This window comes from uncultured Algibacter sp. (assembly GCF_947495925.1).
Taxonomy (GTDB): Bacteria; Bacteroidota; Bacteroidia; order Flavobacteriales; family Flavobacteriaceae; genus Algibacter_E.
Genome location: NZ_CANMAU010000003.1, coordinates 513,304 through 529,734 on the forward strand (window position 1 = coordinate 513,304; position 16,431 = coordinate 529,734).

Here is a 16,431-nt window from a genome sequence, read left to right on the forward strand (position 1 = left end):
TTGTGGAAAGACTTTCTGTAGATCATATCATTGAAAAAATAAAAAATCAAGAGGTTTTTGAAGCAGTATCTTTCGATTATGCGTTTACTATAAAAATTGAAAGCTATGTGTCGTATGCCTGTGCCGCTATTCATGACGGACATCAATTTAGAAAAGAACTCTGGGAAAACTGTATGCATACCGAATATGAACGTTGGTATGAAGAAGATCCTGAGACTAAAAACATGGTGCAGTCGCATCCCATTGTTATGGCAGGTTGCGACACCAGATTTGAATATGATTTGAATAGAGCGCCTGCAGATGCTGTTTTTGAAACAGCTTGGGGGAAACAACTTTGGCATGAGCCGCTTTCCGCAGAAATGAAAACTAAGAGTTTACATAAGCATGAAAACTTTTATAAGGTTGTTCGTGCACTTATCTCTACTTTAGAATCAAAGTTTGGCTTTTGTACGGTTTATGACATGCATAGCTATAATTGGAAACGTTGGGATAGGGAAGTACCAACATGGAATCTGGGAACGCGCAATTTAGATAATGAACGTTTTGGAGATGTTATTGAAGCATGGAGAGAAAGTTTAGGTGAAATAATATTTCCAAAGGGTATAAAATCGAGCTCTAAAATTAACGACACGTTTCAAGGCAACGGATATTTCTTAAAATTTATAACTAAAGAATTTAAAAATACTTTAGTTTTGGCAACCGAAATAGCCAAGGTGTACTGCGATGAGTATGAACAAATTATCTATCCTGAAGTGGTTAGTTTGGTTCAAGAAGAATTGAAGGAACGTATTCCTAATCATGCTCAAGAGGTTTACACGAGGTTTAAAAAGTAAGGTTTATGAAGGTTGAAAATAATGTGGCTACAACAGCACTTTTAGACATAGATAAGAGTATCGATGCTTTAGTTAAGCAAATAGAACTTTTAAGCTATGTAAATCCCATTAATATTGAAGAAGAAAAAGAACGTTTCTTTTCATCTAAATATTTAAAAGCTCCAATTTTTAAATATCCAAATATCAATTTTGATAAATTTAAGCTACATAGAAAACTGTTTACGCAACCTATAGAGCTTATTGAGGACTCAGAAATTAAAAACTTGTATGAGGATATTATTTATGCCTACTCAGGTCTTATTCAATGTATTGAAACCATAGGTGATGGCAAAAAGTTTTATTACAATTGTTTACATTGTTTTGGAACACCTACAGAAAAAGATGTAGAGAACGCTAAGTTTATTTTACATTTTGATGATGAAGATAAAAATGCATCCAAATTTCAGCCTAAATATTCAGCGTTAGAGTCCGAAGAATTTTTTAAACAATTCTCTAAAAATTACGAATTCAACTATGCTATAAAGCATTCTGATAAAATTTCGGCTATAGCTATGGTTTTGAATAGTATTAAAACTTTAGTTTTAAATTCAAACCATACTTTTTCAGATAATGAAATAGCAGTGCTTACCAATCATGAAATAGGGGTGCATATGGTTACGACTATGAATGGGATGTTGCATCCTTTAAAAATTTTTTCTCATGGTTTTCCAAATAATGAAGAAACACAAGAAGGTTTAGCCGTTTTTGCGGAGTATATGAGTAATAACTTAACCGTAAATCGTTTAAAAGAATTGGCATATCGTGTTATGGCTGTAGATAGTTTAGCTAAAGGCTATTCTTTTTCTAGAACCTTTAGGATGTTGCATAACCAATATGATTTAGATAGGGAGGAAGCTTTTTATATTACGGTTAGAGCACATAGAGGCGGCGGGTTTACCAAAGATTATTTATACCTCACTGGTCTCAAAAAAGTGTATGACTATTATCAAGAAGGTAAAGATTTGAGTTTGCTCCTTACTGGAAAAGTGACCTTAGAATATGCAGGTGAGATACATGCTTTAATTAAAAAAGGTTTGGCCGTTCCTGCTAAACATATTACAGATGCTTATGCCGAAAATAAAAATACCAATAGAAAAGTGGATTTTATTTTGAGAAGTTTGAAGTAGTCCTTGAATAGGTTCGTTTAATGGTCTCGGCTCTTGTAGTTTCGTGGGTTAGCACTTAACTTTGCAAATACATACCAAACTGAAAATCCGCAAGGATTTTTATAAGTACTCCAGAACTAGCAATTACTTAGAGCCGTTGTGAGCGACTGTTTTTATTTTTATAGAATTTACCATTAAATACTACGGAATGGACTTTAATGTCTTTAATTGATAATGGATCAACTTTTAATGGATTTTTGTCCAAAATTGTAAAATCGGCTTTTTTACCAACCTCTATAGATCCAATATTTGCCTCTTGTTTAATTGCGTAAGCAGCATCTATTGTAACTGCTTTGAGAGCTTGGTAAGGAGTTATTTTTTCTTCTGGCCCTAAAGTTTGCCCACTAACTCCAAGTCTGTTTACAGCACACCACATCAAGAAGAGTGGAGATGGTGGTGCCATAGGAAAATCAGAATGTAAACTGAACCTCACATTGTTTTTGGCAAGTGTTCCAGACCTTGAAAAATAATGAGATCTACTTTCGGGTCCAACACCATTTATTGTAAAATTTTCTCCTAATGCATGATTGTAGTATGGATTAACAGAAGCAATTATTCCTAGTTTAGCCATTTTTTCAGATTGCTCAATTCTGGAAACACCAAAGTGTTCAAATACGGTTCTATGATTTTCTCTAGGGAATTCAATTTGAAGTTTTTCCATAATTATAATAAGATCATCTATCCCCTGATCTCCATTCACATGGATATGTACGTCTATATTTTTTTTCCAAAAAGGTTCCCAAAGTTCATATAAAGCCTTTGGTTCAGTTATGTACTCACCTATATGGCCATCAGTATAAGGTTCAGTAACCATCATTTGTTGTCCAAACATGCCTCCATCAATAAAGAGTTTAATTTGGTCATTTTGATAAATGATATGTTCATTATTTCTAGAAGCATTTTGATCTATGTAGTTCAATGTAGCTTCAAATCCTTTCTCATAAAATGTAGGGCGCACGTCATAACTAAAATAACTTCGTGCCGATGCTTCACTGAATAATTCATAGGTCGCGTCGATTTGTTCTTTAGTTGCACCTAAGAATGCGCCAGGACCATGAATTGTAGTAATTCCATTTTTAAGTAACAATTGATTGACCTGTTTAATCCCAGATTTCCATTCGTCTATAGAAAATGTAGGCAACCATCTCTGGTATAAAAAATCCAATTGTTGAAAATTTTCAAGTACAATTCCTTTGTCAAAGTCGGCTTGCGGGTCGTTCATATTTTCCCTAGTGTACCCATAAAAGTCGAGTGCTGCAGAATTGAAAATATTCTCATGAAATGATCGGTGGAAAATATTTATAGGAATAGTAGTAGATATTTTATCTAAATCTTCTTTGTAAATAATTCCATGAAAATATTGACTGTATCCAAATATTTGAAGCACTTGGTCACTTTTTTTGAATTGATCTACAAGTGATTGAACTTCTTCAAGAAACTTCTCTTTTCCCACAGTAGCAGATATTGTGCGACCATTTGGCAAACCCCAATTCTCAGGTGTAACCCAATAAAGTGGTAATAAAATTGCACCCAAACCTAAATGTAAATGATTGTCTACAAATCCAGGAATCATAACATTATTATCTAAATCTACTGATTTTGCATATGGATACAATTTATTTGCCTCAGATTTAGTTCCTACAAAAACAATAATATCATCTTTCGTAACTACTGCCTCCGCAGCACTTTGCATTGTTATATCGATTGTAATTATTTCTCCACCATAATACTTTATGTAAGTGGACTCATCCTTGATGTTTTTTTCATTTCGGTTTGTACAACTAATTAATATACAAAGTCCAAAAATTAGAGTTAAAGTATTCTTCATAGTTTATTCAATTGTCACTAACTTTAATGATATGCGTCGTTTTAATGGCTTATATAAAACGTTAAAACGAAGTTAGTTTGTTTTTCTGACAAAGTCAAGAGTAAATACCTAATCCAAAAACTTACTCTTCAATTCAGGAGTAGGAATCATACAAGCATCTTTTTTGCCATACCACTTGTATCTGTTTTTGGCAATAAAATCGTAAACCCAATTTCTAATAAAAGCCGGGATAATTAAAAAAATACTTAAAGTATTTGTTGGAAAGCCTAATTGAGAGGCTACTTTTAAGGCGGCTGTACTTTTATAGTCTATAGTGTTTTTCTCTGGATTATAGAGAAGAATGGAATCTGTTTTAAACGTATCAATATTAAAATTTTTAATAATTGCTTGTCCAGTTTCACTTTGCAGAGGTGCAAACATAAAACGGTTCTTTTTATCATGTTTTATAACATATTGCACAGAGTTATTGCAGAGGTTACAAACACCATCAAAAAGAATGAGTTTTTTGTCTTTTTTAATTTTTATATACACAATACAAAGATACCACTTTATAGAGTATTTAGAAACTGATTTAAATCGGTTTCCCGGTCTAATTTAAGCTTCTTTTTAAGTCTGTATTTTGATTTTAAAACACTATCTGGCAATACATTAAGCATGGAAGCTATTTCTTTGGTAGATAGGTTCATCCGTAAAAAGGAGGCTAAGCGAATTTCTTTTTCGGTAATATCTGCATATATAGTTTTAAGTTTATTGTCAAAGTTATTGTGGACTTCAGAGAAGTAAGATTTAAAGGTTTCCCAGTCTTTATCTTCGGCCTTTTCTTTTTTAAGGAGCATGACCAGTCTCCTGAATTCTACTTTAAATAATTCGGGCGATTTCTTTATTTTTTCTAAGTTTTCTTTAAGTTCTTGAATAAAGGTGCTTTTCTGAACCAAATGAAGTGTTTGAGAAGCCAATTCCTTTTTCTTGAAAGCAATCTCTTGTTTATAAATAGCTTCCTGCTTCTCGCGTTCAATTTTGTTTTTCTTGAGGCGTTGTTTAAATCCAAAATAAAGTAAACCAGAAATGGTTAGAAACGACAGCATGCCAACACCATAAAGTGTTTTGGTAAGCTTATCATTCTTGGCTTGTATGTTTAGTGTTTTTATTTCTTCTTCTTGTAGCGCTATGGCTACTTCTTTTTTTTCGGTTTGGTATTTGATTTCTAATTCGTTAATCTGTTCAATTTTCTCTTTTTTGAAAACAGAATCATATTTTTGAAAATGAAGATCACTGTATTTGTAGGCCTTGTTGTAATCACCAAGGGCAGCATAAGTTTTTGCAATCTGCTGATAGTTGTTTAGTCCTCTTGTAAGTGTACCCGTTTCTATAGAAATAGCTGACGCTTCTTTAAAATGTTTTAATGCTTTATTGAAATCCCCTTCCTTAAAGTAGACATTCCCAAGGTTTTTAGTAGTGAGACCAACCATTTGTTTTTCACCATAATGTTTACTTAATTCTAAAGATTCCTTCAAGTATTTTTTAGCCTTGTTTAGACTGTCTTGTTTTAAATATACACCTCCAATCGAATTTAGATTTTTTGCTATTTCGAGATGGTTTTTTTCTTTTCTAAAATGCTCTAATGATTTAAAATAATATTCAAGTGCTTTATCATAGTTTTTTAATTCATCTTGATTAACTCCAATATTGTGAAGAATTTGACTACTGTAGTTTTCTATGCCAGCTTCTTTTAATATTGAATTTGCCCTTAAGTAATATTCATCGGATGCCTCGAAATTATCTAATTCGGCAAGTAAATTCCCAATATTAACGTAACTAGCTGCTAGTCCAAAACCTGTAACACCAAGCTCTTCTTTTAGGGCTAAGGACTCCATATGCGATTCCATAGACTCTTCTAATTTACCTAAATATTTTTGTACAATTCCAAGTACATTCAATGCCTTATATAGCGGCTGTTTGAGGTTCAATTCTCTATGTAGTTTAATGGCTTTAATATTATATGCCTCTGCTTTGTGGTAGTCTGAAATATAATAGTAATAGTATCCTAATCTGCTAAACGCTAGAGAATTAAACTTTTTTACATCTAGTTGTTTGGCAATTAAAACTAGACTGTCTAAATAGATTTTAGAAAGATTAGTATCGGTTTTTAGCAAAAGCCTGTTTAGAGCGCCGTATGATTTTAGTTTAACTGTATCTTTTTGAATTGGAAGCAATCGTTCGATGCTGTCAATTTTTTTTTCGTTTTGACTATGAAGGCATAGCGAAATGCAAAGAAAACTGTAGAGATAAATTGTTTTCATGGAAAATATTATAGACTATTTAAGAATGTATTAAGGTCGTCCGCTTTAGTAAGATTAAGCTTCTTTTTTAACCGGTATTTACTCTTTAACACACTTTCCGGCAATACATTTAGCATGGAAGAGATTTCCTTGGTAGAAAGATTCATTCTCAAAAAAGAAGCCAGCCTGATTTCTTTTTCGGTAATGTCGGCATAAATAGTCTTAAGCTTATTGTCAAAATTATTGTGGACTTCAGAGAAGTATGATTTAAAGATTTCCCAGTCTTTATCTTCGGCCTTTTCTTTTTTAAGGAGCATGACCAGTCTCCTGAATTCTACTTTAAATAATTCGGGCGATTTCTTTATTTTTTCTAAGTTTTCTTTAAGTTCTTGAATAAAGGTGCTCTTATGTACCAAATGCAAAGTCTGACTGGCTAGTTCTTTCTTTTTAAACTCAATTTCCTGTTTATAAATGACCTCCTGTTTTTCGCGTGCTATTTGGTTTTTCTTAATGCGTTGCTTAAAACCAAAAAACAATAACCCTGCAATGGCAATGAATGAAATCATACCTGTGCCATAAAGGGTTTTGGTTAACTTGTCGTTTTTTGCTTGAACGTTTAATGTTTTTATTTCTTCATTCTGCAGATCAATTTGAGCTTCTTTTTTTTCGGTTTCATAAATGGTTTTTAATTCTTCCACAGCATTGATTTTATCTATATTATAAATAGAATCAGTAATTTTTTTACTCTGTTTAAAATTCATTAGTGCTTTATTATATCGGTTGATTTTTTCAAGTGCAATAGATTTTTCCAAATATGCTGTTCTTAATATATTAGGATAACCATTTGTTTTAGAAATAGATATACTTTTGTTTAAGTATTCAATAGATTTCATATAATTTCCTTTTTTAAAATATGTTTTACCCAAATGTGATAATGTTGTGGCCTCGTTAGACAAAGAGCCTATAGATTTCCATAATTCATAGCTGTCATTTAAGTACTTGATAGATTGATTTAAGTTGTCTTTTTCATACGCAATATTTCCTAAATTCTTATAAATTCTGGCAATATTTGGCTTATATTTTAATCGTTTAGATAGCGTCAAAGATTCCAGAAGATTTTTTTCAGCATCTTCAAATTTTTTAAGATTTATTTGCGAATATGCCATGAAATTAAGTGCTTGAGCCTTATTTTTTAGGTTATCCACTTTATTATAATAGTCTATACTTTCTTTATAGGTTTCAATTGCTTTTTTGTGATCTTCAGTAAGATTATATATCCTTGCAATTTGCAATAAATCATCCGCTATTCTGAAGTCATCCTTTATTTGTTTATGGCCCTCTAAAGCCTTAAAACTTTCTTTTAGACCAATCTTAAAAAAACCTGCGGTCATTGAAATTTTACCACTAATAAGGTATGCATTACATAGGTGGAGGGTATCTTTATACTTTTTAAAAATGGGAATGTTTTTATCCATTATTTCTTTGGCAATCTTGGAGTTACCTTGATAATGTTCTGTTATACCTATATTGTGTCTAATCACAGCCGCACGAAGTGTATCTTTAATTTGAAGATATTTCTTTACAGAATTCCCCAAATAATATAAAGCAGAATCTATTTTCCCCATTCCATAAAAATTGTTTGCTTTTTTAGCAAAAAGTTTAGCTATTCCTCTTTCGTTTTTAGAATTTGAGTATAAATCTTCAGCTTTTTTAAGGTATTCACTTGTCTTTATTTGATCGTTGTACATGGTGAGATTAGAAAGTTCTAAATAATAGTTTGCCTTAATTGTATCTATTTTAGTGTTATTAATAATTTTAATTAAGCTATCTATTTTTTTCTGGTTTTGACCTTGTAGATTATTAAAGATAACGAGCGTTAAAAAAAGCAATGTGAATTTTGACTTCATGAAAATGATTTTTAATTACCTCTAAGATAGCCATTATATCTATTCGTAATTTAAACTTGTCTAAAGTCAAAAAAGTACTTGTCCATATAATATATATGTTTTGATTTTTTTTACTCAAAATAATATATTTTATTGTATTGATAATCAGTATGTTAAAAAAAAACACCTTCGTTTGGTTTTGTATGACGTCCATGCGGTGTTTGGGTCATTTTAGTTTAAGATGTCCATACTTTGTCCATAGTAAAAATTAGTTTTCAGGGAAGTTCGTACCTAGTTTTGAAGCGTTGAATCACAAAAAAATAGAAATTATGAAAACACAACTATTAACAAAAACCCCTTTAGTATATCTATTGGTTGTAGTGAGCATTTTACTTTCTTGTAACAGCTGTAGTTCGGAAAGTGTCGATAACGATCCCGGTGAGCAAGTTTCTGGAGATGTTTTAGCAGATGTCAATGACATGTTGGCAAAACTTAGTAATTTCACACAGCCGGAAGCATCAGGCGAAGTGCTTCAAAAAGAAGAAGAACCTGAAAGAGAAGGAAATAATAATGAATGTGTGGTTAAAACATATAAAGCAGCACCTGGTTTTAGCGAAATGATTTTATTAGATCCAACCAGTGATGTAATATATCCTGGGGCTATGCTTAAAGGGGAATCTATCCCTACAGGCGAATATATTGGTATTACAGGTGGAAGAGCTCCAATAACCTTATCGGTTTCATTAGAGAGTTTGAACGGAAAGCCTTCTACGGTAATTGAAAACCCAAATTTAAATACCGTTAGAGAAGGTGTTAAGGATATGTTACAGCAAGGTGTAACCGGTTCCGCTTCTGCAGAATTAGTTTTTACTACAGAAGAAGTACATTCGGAAGAACATTTGAGCGTAGCTTTAGGAGCAAGTTATACCAAAGGTAAAAACAGTGTGTCGGGGTCTTTCAATTTTAGCAATTCAGAAAAGAAATATAAATATGTTATTAAGTACCTTCAAGTATATTATACAATAAATTTAACCATTGAAGATAGTGAGAACCCAGGTAAATTATTTTCTGCTGTTCCAAACTTGAACTCTACAAGCCCAGTTATAGTTTCTTCTGTTAAATATGGCCGTATGCTACTTTATACGGTAGAAACGAACTCGGAATTTACTGACACCCAAGGCGCTTTTAATGCTGCCTTTAATGGTGGAAGTACTGGAATCAATGGTGAGTATCAAAGTTTTTGGAATAGTTCAACGGTTAAAGCTTTGATAGTGGGAGGTTCTTCTGGAGATGCGGCACAAGTTGTTAGCGGTCCCGAAGGCGTGTATAATTATATTAAAGAAGGTGGGGAGTATTCTGCTGATTCTCCGGGAGCTCCACTTGGATATACTTTGAGATATATTAAAGAAGGTTTTCCAGTTGCCAATGTGGTGTTATCAAGCCAGTATAACATAAGAACTTGCTATGAAGCTTATCAAAGATTTCATATTGAACTTCATGGTATTAAGCCTAAGAAGCATGAAGGTGAAAACAATCTGGAAATTTATGGCACAACGCGTATGCGCGTGGTTCAAGACGGCAAGGTTGAGTCAGAACTCAAAAAAAGTTATAACGCAGATCCCGCCTTAAACGTTGATGAAGATGACTTTGTTGGTATTGGTCAATCGGCCGAAGTGGAGTTATATATGCCAAATGTTAATGATGATTATGTAGAACTTTACGCTAATTTTTACGAAAGCAATGGATCATTTGATCCAGAACACTTTGGTAGTAAAAGTGTTAAAATGTATTTAGGAAATTTACATCAAATAACCGATGCCAATGGAGATGGGCTTTTAAATAAGGCTGACTTACCTGATAATCCACTTATTAAGGGAAAAAAATATGAGCGTGTAGATTTAACATCATTACCAGGAAGTGAATTTAGAGCCTATTATTATGTTTGGAGGATTTATTAAGGAACGGGTACTTATATAACTTAAGCAGCCGGCACCTAAAGTTGTAGATTCAACAACTTGGTGTTGGTTGTTATTTTTTTACAGCCTCCACTAGTTCCAACTGCTCTAAACTAACATTGGTAGTAAACATACCATAATTTACAACAGCTTTGTTTTTTTCTATTTTATCTACGGTACCAATGGCGCGACCATCTTCCATACGTACACGGTCGCCAAGTCGAATTATAGCTTTAGGTTTTGGAGCTTCGATGGCTTTTTGTTTAGCTATTTTTTTCTTTTTTCTAATAACCTCTACTTTTTTTTCAACTTCCTTTTTAACTTGAGTTTCCTTAGCTTTTTCCTTCTTTTTTTGTTTAGCGGTTACTTTTTTTCGTTTCGAATTTTCTATTTGCACAAGTTTAAATAGTTCATCCATTAAAGCACGTTTTTGCTTATTGTTAAAGTATTTTTCGGCAATATCATTTACCTTTTGCCCCAAGTAAATGAGACGTTGATTACTGTCATAAAGTTCCTGATAGCTTTCTAATTTCTTTTGAATCTTATTATTAATTACTTCTAACTTATCTGCTTCTTCAATTTTCTTCCTTTCGTTTTGTTTTAGAGACTGTCCGGTTTTCTCTAAACGAGAGCGTTCTTTTTGAAGTTTGGCAATGGTGGCATCAAAACGGACTTTACTGCGTTCAATTTTCTTTTTAGCACGATTTATAAGGCTATATGGTATGCCATTTTTCTGAGCAACTTCAAAGGTAAAACTACTTCCGGCTTGACCGATAACAAGTTTAAATAAAGGCTCTAGTGTTCGTTCATCAAATAACATGTTGGCATTTAACATGTTTGGCAACTCGTTAGCCAGTATTTTTAAATTAGAATAATGCGTAGTTATAATACCAAAAGCTTCACGATGGTAAAACTCTTCTAAAAAAGTTTCAGCCAAGGCGCCACCTAATTCTGGGTCTGAACCCGTTCCAAATTCATCTATTAAAAAGAGTGTGTTTTTATTGCACTTCTTTAAAAAGTAATTCATTTGTTTTAACCGGTAGCTATAGGTACTTAAATGGTTTTCAATAGATTGATTATCGCCAATATCACTTAAAATTCTATCAAATAAACAGACTTTACTACGCTCATGCACAGGGATTAAAAGCCCGCTTTGCATCATGACCTGCAATAAACCAACAGTTTTTAAAGTTATACTTTTTCCGCCTGCGTTAGGACCAGAGATAACAATAATTCTGCTATCTTGTTTAAGTGTAATGGTCTGAGGAAAAGTTGTTTCTTTATTTTCTAAATTATTTAAAAAGAGTAACGGGTGGTAAGCATCTCTTAAGAACATACTTCGATCTTCCGAAAATTCAGGAAGAATGGCGTTCATCGATTTGGCGTACTTAGCTTTCGCAGAAATTACATCTATATCTATTAAAAAGCTTTGATACTTTTCTAATAATGGTAAAAACGGTCGTATAAAATTTGTGACCTCCTTTAAAATTCGATTAATTTCTTCACTTTCTTCAAACTCCAGATTATTTAATTCTCTTGAATGTTGTAAAGTTGTTTCCGGTTCAATATAAACAATGCTTCCTGTTTTACTACTTCCCATAATAGAACCTCTAACTTTACGTCTGTACATGGCTTTAACAGCGAGTACGCGCTTGTTTTCTACAACAGACTCCCGGATATCATCTAAATATTCTAAATTATGATAGGTATTTAAAGCTGATGAAAAACTCGCATTGATTTTACCTTTTATTTTGTTTATGGATTGTCTTAATTCATAAAGTAGGTCTGAAGCAGTATCTTTTATATCACCAAAACGGTCAACAATACTGTCTACCTTTTCAATAACTATTTTTGTGACTTCAATATGGAAAGCGTGGTCATTAAGACTAGGATAATATTCTTTGAATTTTTTTAAATAGCTAACAACTTCATTAGCGGTTATAGAAATAGATATTATTTTTTTTAAACTATGTACTTCTAAATACGTGTTTTCAATCTTTAAAAGTTTAATTTCTTTGGTTATGGTGTCAAATCCATGATTAGGAATACGGTTATCATTATAAAAAGATGATAAGTATTCGTTAGTGAGGTTGAGCGCATAAATAAGCTCTTCTTTTGATTTATAAGGTGTTATGTTTAAAGCTTCGTGGTTTCCTAAAGGTGTAATACAAAGCTCGCTTACCTGTTGTAAAACGGTTTGAAACTCTAAATCTTGTAATGTTTTTTCGTGAATGTGTATCATTCTTTTTTATAGACCTTATAATTAAAGAATGGCAAAGTTAAACAATCTGTTTGAGATGTTTTGAGCTGTTTTTATCTTCTTAAAAAAGCGTTAATTAACAGTTTTAAGCTTGTGTTTAACAAAATCATAACATCTATGGGGATGAATTCTATATACCTTGAAAATTCAATCAACAAACCAAAGAAATATGAAAACTAAAATTACACCTTTTTTGATGTGTTTAATTCTGGCTTTAAGTTTAAACACACATGCACAATTAAAAACACCTCAGGGCAGTCAAAAAGCTAAAGTGTCTCAAGTTGTTGGGATTTCACATGTTACTATTAAATATTCACGACCAAGTGTTAAGGAACGAGAAATATGGGGAAAGCTTGTGCCGTATGGTATGAATAATTTAGGGTTTGGTACCGCAAAAGAATCGCCATGGCGGGCTGGGGCTAATGAAAATACAACTATTCAATTTTCTGATGATGCCCAAGTAGAGGGAAAGGCTATTAAGGCCGGTAAATACGGATTTCATATTATTGTGAACAATGATGATACGGCGACTTTAATTTTTTCGAATAATAATTCGTCATGGGGGAGTTACTTTTATAACCCAGCAGAAGACGCTTTACGGGTAGATATTAAAACTAAAGAAGTTGCGCATACCGAGTTATTAACATTTGATTTTATTGAAGTTGGAGCAAATGCAGCAGTTGTTGCTTTAAATTGGGAAAAGAAACAGTTTCCATTTAAAGTTGAATTTGCAGTTTCTGATATCGTCTTGGCTAGTTTTAGAGAAGAATTAAGAGGACAACAAGGTTTTCAAAGACAAAATTGGGAAACAGCAGCTAATTATGCCCTTAATAACGGTGGCGATTTAAATGAAGCTCTTGGCTGGATTGATGGCACAATTGCTGGACAGTTTTATAGTCAGAAAAACTTTAATAATCTTCAAATTAAATCACAGATTCTTGCTAAACAGGGTAAAAAGGCGGAAGCTGGTGCGCTTATGGATGAAGCTATGGAGTATGCCACAATTTTTCAGATACACCAATACGGAAGAACATTAATTGCTAATGGTGAAAAAGATAAAGCCATGGAAGTTTTTAAAATGAATGCAAAAAATAATAAAGATACTTGGCCTGTTCATTATGGTTTAGCCCGAGGATATTCGGCACTAGGAGATTATAAAAAAGCAAAGTCACACCTTGAAATAGCTTTAAATAACGCCCCTAATGATGCGTCTAAAGGCAGGGTGCAAGATAATATTGCAAAACTTGAAAAAGGAGAAGATATAAATTAGAAAAGTCAACATCAATCAAACTACAATCAGTTGTAAAAACTCAGTCTTAAAATTAAAGGCTGAGTTTTTTTATCCATGTATAGTTTCGCTTTTACCGTAATTCTTAATGACTTCTGCTTCAAACTCTATGAGTTCGTTCCAACGCCTTTCAACATCAACTTCTTTACCATATTTTCGAGCAAAACCTAAAAATGTTGTGTAATGACCAGCTTCGCTAATCATGAGTTCGTGATAAAACTTAGAAAGTTCAGGATCTTTAATTCTTTTTGAAAGTAATTTGAAGCGTTCACAACTTCGTGCTTCAATCATGGCTGAAAAAAGTAACCTGTCAACCATACATTGTACTCGATTTCCACCTTTATTCATGAACTTATAAAGTTCGTTAACATAGCTGTCTTTACGCTCACGTCCTAATTTATAACCTCTTTTTTTAATGATGTTATGAACCATTTGAAAGTGCTCAATTTCTTCTTTGGCAAGGGCTAATAAATCTGTAACCAGATCGGTGTGCTCAGAATTTAGTGTAATAATAGTTATGGCATTGGTCGCAGCTTTTTGTTCGCACCATGCATGATCGGTTAAAATTTCTTCGATATTAGTTTCTACGATGTCTACCCACCTTGGGTCTGTTGCTAATTTTAAACCGAGCATGTTCTTTTTTTGTAAAAGTAGTTATAAGATCTCAGTCAAAAAAAACTAGCTAATATAATTCCAGATATTCTTGTATTTGCTTAGTTGCTTATAGGTGTTTAAAATAATATTGTTCTCTGATAGTGTAAGCGTGGGGTCAATTTTTAGTACGCTTTTCGTGTGGTACCGAGCATGTTGAAGAATATCATTGTCTTTTATAATATCGGCGATCTTTAAGTTTAAAACCCCGCTTTGTTGCGTACCCATTATATCACCTGGTCCGCGTAATCGCAAATCGACTTCGGCAATTTCAAAGCCATCATTAGTACGCACCATGGTTTCAAGTCGCGTTTTGCTATCGTTGCTTAATTTGTGGCTGGTCATTAATATGCAATAGCTTTGTTCGGCTCCACGACCAACACGTCCGCGTAGCTGATGTAATTGCGACAATCCAAAGCGTTCTGCACTTTCAATAATCATAACAGAAGCATTGGGTACATTAACACCAACTTCAATTACAGTAGTTGCTACCATGATTTGTGTTTCCCCTTTTATAAAGCGCTGCATTTCATAATCTTTATCTTCAGGTTTCATTTTACCATGAACAATAGATATTTGATACTCTGGCATAGGGAAGTCTCTTGAAATGCTTTCATATCCATCCATTAAATCTTTATAATCCATTTTTTCACTTTCCTGAATCAATGGGTACACTACATAAATTTGTCGGCCTTTAGAAATTTCATCTCGAATAAATTTGAAAACATTTAGTCTGTTTTTGTCATATCTATGAACTGTTTTTATCGACTTTCTTCCGGGTGGTAACTCATCAATTATCGAGATATCTAGGTCTCCGTAAACAGACATGGCTAAGGTTCTTGGAATTGGTGTTGCGGTCATAACCAAAACGTGAGGAGGGGATGTGTTTTTATGCCATAATTTACTTCTTTGGGCAACACCAAAACGATGTTGTTCATCTATTATGGCGAGCCCTAAATTTTTAAATTTCACTTTATCTTCTAGTAGAGCATGAGTGCCAATTAGAATTTGTGATTCACCATTTTCTAAAGATTCATGAATCTCTCTTCTTTTTGAAGTTTTAGTTGATCCTGTTAGTAATTCTATTCTGATATTCAGTATTTTACACCACTCTTGTAATCCGTTAAAGTGTTGGACTGACAAAATTTCAGTAGGTGCCATTAAACAAGCCTGAAATCCGTTGTCAAGTCCTATGAGCATTGACATAAAGGCGACAATAGTTTTTCCAGAGCCTACATCACCTTGCAAAAGTCGATTCATTTGGGCATTGCTACCCAAATCAGCACGAATTTCTTTTAAAACACGCTTTTGCGCTTGAGTTAAATCAAAGGGCAAATGGTCTTTAAAAAACGAATTAAAATAGTTACCTACGTGATCAAATGGAAACCCTTTTATTTTCGATTTATGAATTAAATTTTTAATAATTAGTTGCAGCTGAATATAAAATAATTCCTCAAATTTTAATCTGAATTGCGCTCGTGAAAGTAGCTCTTGGCTTTTTGGAAAATGTACATTAAAGAGTGCCGATTGTTTGCTTATTAATTTTAACTCAGAACGCAAATAATCTGGTAATGTTTCAGTAAATTTTCCATTGGTTTCCAAAAATAGTTGCTGCATGATTTTACCAATCATACGATTTGTAACCCCTTTATTTGATAATTTTTCAGTAGAAGGGTAAACGGGTTGCATGGCAGAACGCAAGTTTTTTTCATGTTCGCTCCGTAATTCTAATTCAGGATGGGGCATATTAAATCTTCCACTAAACCAATTAGTTTTACCAAAAGCCACATAGGTTTTATTAAGTTTTAAATTTTCTTTAATCCATTTCTGTCCTCTAAACCAAACCAATTCCATAGTGCCAGTGTCATCTTGGAAGATTCCTACTAAACGTTTGCCGCGTTTTTGAGTGACTTCTTTAAAACTCGTTAACTTTCCAACTATTTGCACGTCTGCGTTGTTGCGCTGCAGTTGGTTAATTTTATAGTAGTGTGTTCTGTCGATGTATCTATTTGGGAATAAATTGATTAAATCCTGGTATGTATGGATACCAAGCTCTTTACGAAGCAAATCTGCTCGACTTGGGCCTACGCCCTTCAAATAATCAATAGGTGTTTGTAGGTTAACTGACATAAAGCGAATTTAAACAAATCCGTTAAAAATTTATAGACTTATTTAATTCGTAATAATTACTTTGATTAGGGATGCTATCATTCGATTTTCGGGTTTCTTCTTAGAAAATCTTTAAA

Annotated in this window: 11 protein-coding genes; 4 read left to right on the forward strand and 7 right to left on the reverse strand. The window is 33.1% G+C overall.

Annotation, left to right across the window (positions count from 1 at the left end; all coding sequences use genetic code 11):
* The first annotated feature begins 2 nt into the window (after positions 1-2).
* Both Q0857_RS08580 and Q0857_RS08585 read left to right on the forward strand, forming a co-directional pair.
* Positions 3-833 carry an N-formylglutamate amidohydrolase gene (locus Q0857_RS08580; RefSeq protein WP_298533845.1) on the forward strand — a complete coding sequence of 277 codons (831 nt, stop codon included), beginning with the start codon at positions 3-5 and terminating at the stop codon, positions 831-833.
* Between the two features lie 5 nt (positions 834-838).
* Entirely contained in the window at positions 839-1,999 is a 1,161-nt protein-coding gene (locus Q0857_RS08585) for a tyrosine/phenylalanine carboxypeptidase domain-containing protein (RefSeq protein WP_298533846.1), read from the forward strand.
* A 127-nt stretch (positions 2,000-2,126) separates the two neighbouring features.
* Here the strand turns inward: Q0857_RS08585 and Q0857_RS08590 are convergent, their stop codons facing one another.
* The 4 genes from Q0857_RS08590 to Q0857_RS08605 form a co-directional block, all read right to left on the reverse strand.
* Positions 2,127-3,866 carry an amidohydrolase gene (locus tag Q0857_RS08590; protein ID WP_298533848.1) on the reverse strand — a complete coding sequence of 580 codons (1,740 nt, stop codon included), beginning with the start codon at positions 3,864-3,866 and terminating at the stop codon, positions 2,127-2,129.
* Between the two features lie 108 nt (positions 3,867-3,974).
* On the reverse strand, positions 3,975-4,397 hold the full coding sequence (locus Q0857_RS08595) for a thiol-disulfide oxidoreductase DCC family protein (RefSeq protein WP_298533851.1): 423 nt from the start codon (positions 4,395-4,397) through the stop codon (positions 3,975-3,977).
* Between the two features lie 17 nt (positions 4,398-4,414).
* A complete protein-coding gene (locus Q0857_RS08600) occupies positions 4,415-6,166 on the reverse strand; it encodes a tetratricopeptide repeat protein (RefSeq protein ID WP_298533853.1) in 1,752 nt (583 codons plus the stop codon).
* Between the two features lie 8 nt (positions 6,167-6,174).
* The gene (locus tag Q0857_RS08605; RefSeq protein ID WP_298533855.1) at positions 6,175-8,052 is read right to left on the reverse strand and encodes a tetratricopeptide repeat protein; all 1,878 of its coding nucleotides are present in this window, start codon (positions 8,050-8,052) and stop codon (positions 6,175-6,177) included.
* 308 nt (positions 8,053-8,360) lie between these two features.
* On the opposite strand from Q0857_RS08605, the gene Q0857_RS08610 reads away from it, so the two are divergent.
* Positions 8,361-9,989 (forward strand): thiol-activated cytolysin family protein, encoded by a 1,629-nt coding sequence (locus Q0857_RS08610; protein WP_298533857.1) that lies wholly within the window; start codon positions 8,361-8,363, stop codon positions 9,987-9,989.
* A 70-nt stretch (positions 9,990-10,059) separates the two neighbouring features.
* Here Q0857_RS08610 and Q0857_RS08615 read toward each other — a convergent pair whose 3' ends face one another.
* Positions 10,060-12,228, reverse strand: a complete 2,169-nt coding sequence (locus Q0857_RS08615) for a DNA mismatch repair protein MutS (RefSeq protein ID WP_298533859.1) — start codon at positions 12,226-12,228, stop codon at positions 10,060-10,062.
* 187 nt (positions 12,229-12,415) lie between these two features.
* On the opposite strand from Q0857_RS08615, the gene Q0857_RS08620 reads away from it, so the two are divergent.
* Positions 12,416-13,516, forward strand: coding sequence for a DUF2911 domain-containing protein (locus tag Q0857_RS08620; RefSeq protein ID WP_298533862.1), 1,101 nt, complete (start codon positions 12,416-12,418; stop codon positions 13,514-13,516).
* 69 nt (positions 13,517-13,585) lie between these two features.
* On the opposite strand, the gene Q0857_RS08625 is transcribed toward Q0857_RS08620, so the two are convergent.
* Positions 13,586-14,167 carry a tRNA-(ms[2]io[6]A)-hydroxylase gene (locus Q0857_RS08625; RefSeq protein WP_298533864.1) on the reverse strand — a complete coding sequence of 194 codons (582 nt, stop codon included), beginning with the start codon at positions 14,165-14,167 and terminating at the stop codon, positions 13,586-13,588.
* Positions 14,168-14,212: 45 nt separating this feature from the next.
* A complete protein-coding gene (recG, locus tag Q0857_RS08630; protein ID WP_298533866.1) occupies positions 14,213-16,315 on the reverse strand; it encodes an ATP-dependent DNA helicase RecG in 2,103 nt (700 codons plus the stop codon).
* Positions 16,316-16,431: the final 116 nt, after the last annotated feature.

What these genes read in the sequence shown, in the direction of transcription:
- Q0857_RS08605 (WP_298533855.1), bottom strand. Translation starts at nt 8,052, where the DNA reads ATGAAGTCAAAATTCACATTGCTTTTTTTAACGCTCGTTATCTTTAAT.
- Q0857_RS08590 (WP_298533848.1), bottom strand. Translation starts at nt 3,866, where the DNA reads ATGAAGAATACTTTAACTCTAATTTTTGGACTTTGTATATTAATTAGT.
- Q0857_RS08625 (WP_298533864.1), bottom strand. Translation starts at nt 14,167, where the DNA reads ATGCTCGGTTTAAAATTAGCAACAGACCCAAGGTGGGTAGACATCGTA.
- Q0857_RS08615 (WP_298533859.1), bottom strand. Translation starts at nt 12,228, where the DNA reads ATGATACACATTCACGAAAAAACATTACAAGATTTAGAGTTTCAAACC.
- Q0857_RS08585 (WP_298533846.1), top strand. Translation starts at nt 839, where the DNA reads ATGAAGGTTGAAAATAATGTGGCTACAACAGCACTTTTAGACATAGAT.
- recG (WP_298533866.1), bottom strand. Translation starts at nt 16,315, where the DNA reads ATGTCAGTTAACCTACAAACACCTATTGATTATTTGAAGGGCGTAGGC.
- Q0857_RS08600 (WP_298533853.1), bottom strand. Translation starts at nt 6,166, where the DNA reads ATGAAAACAATTTATCTCTACAGTTTTCTTTGCATTTCGCTATGCCTT.
- Q0857_RS08610 (WP_298533857.1), top strand. Translation starts at nt 8,361, where the DNA reads ATGAAAACACAACTATTAACAAAAACCCCTTTAGTATATCTATTGGTT.
- Q0857_RS08620 (WP_298533862.1), top strand. Translation starts at nt 12,416, where the DNA reads ATGAAAACTAAAATTACACCTTTTTTGATGTGTTTAATTCTGGCTTTA.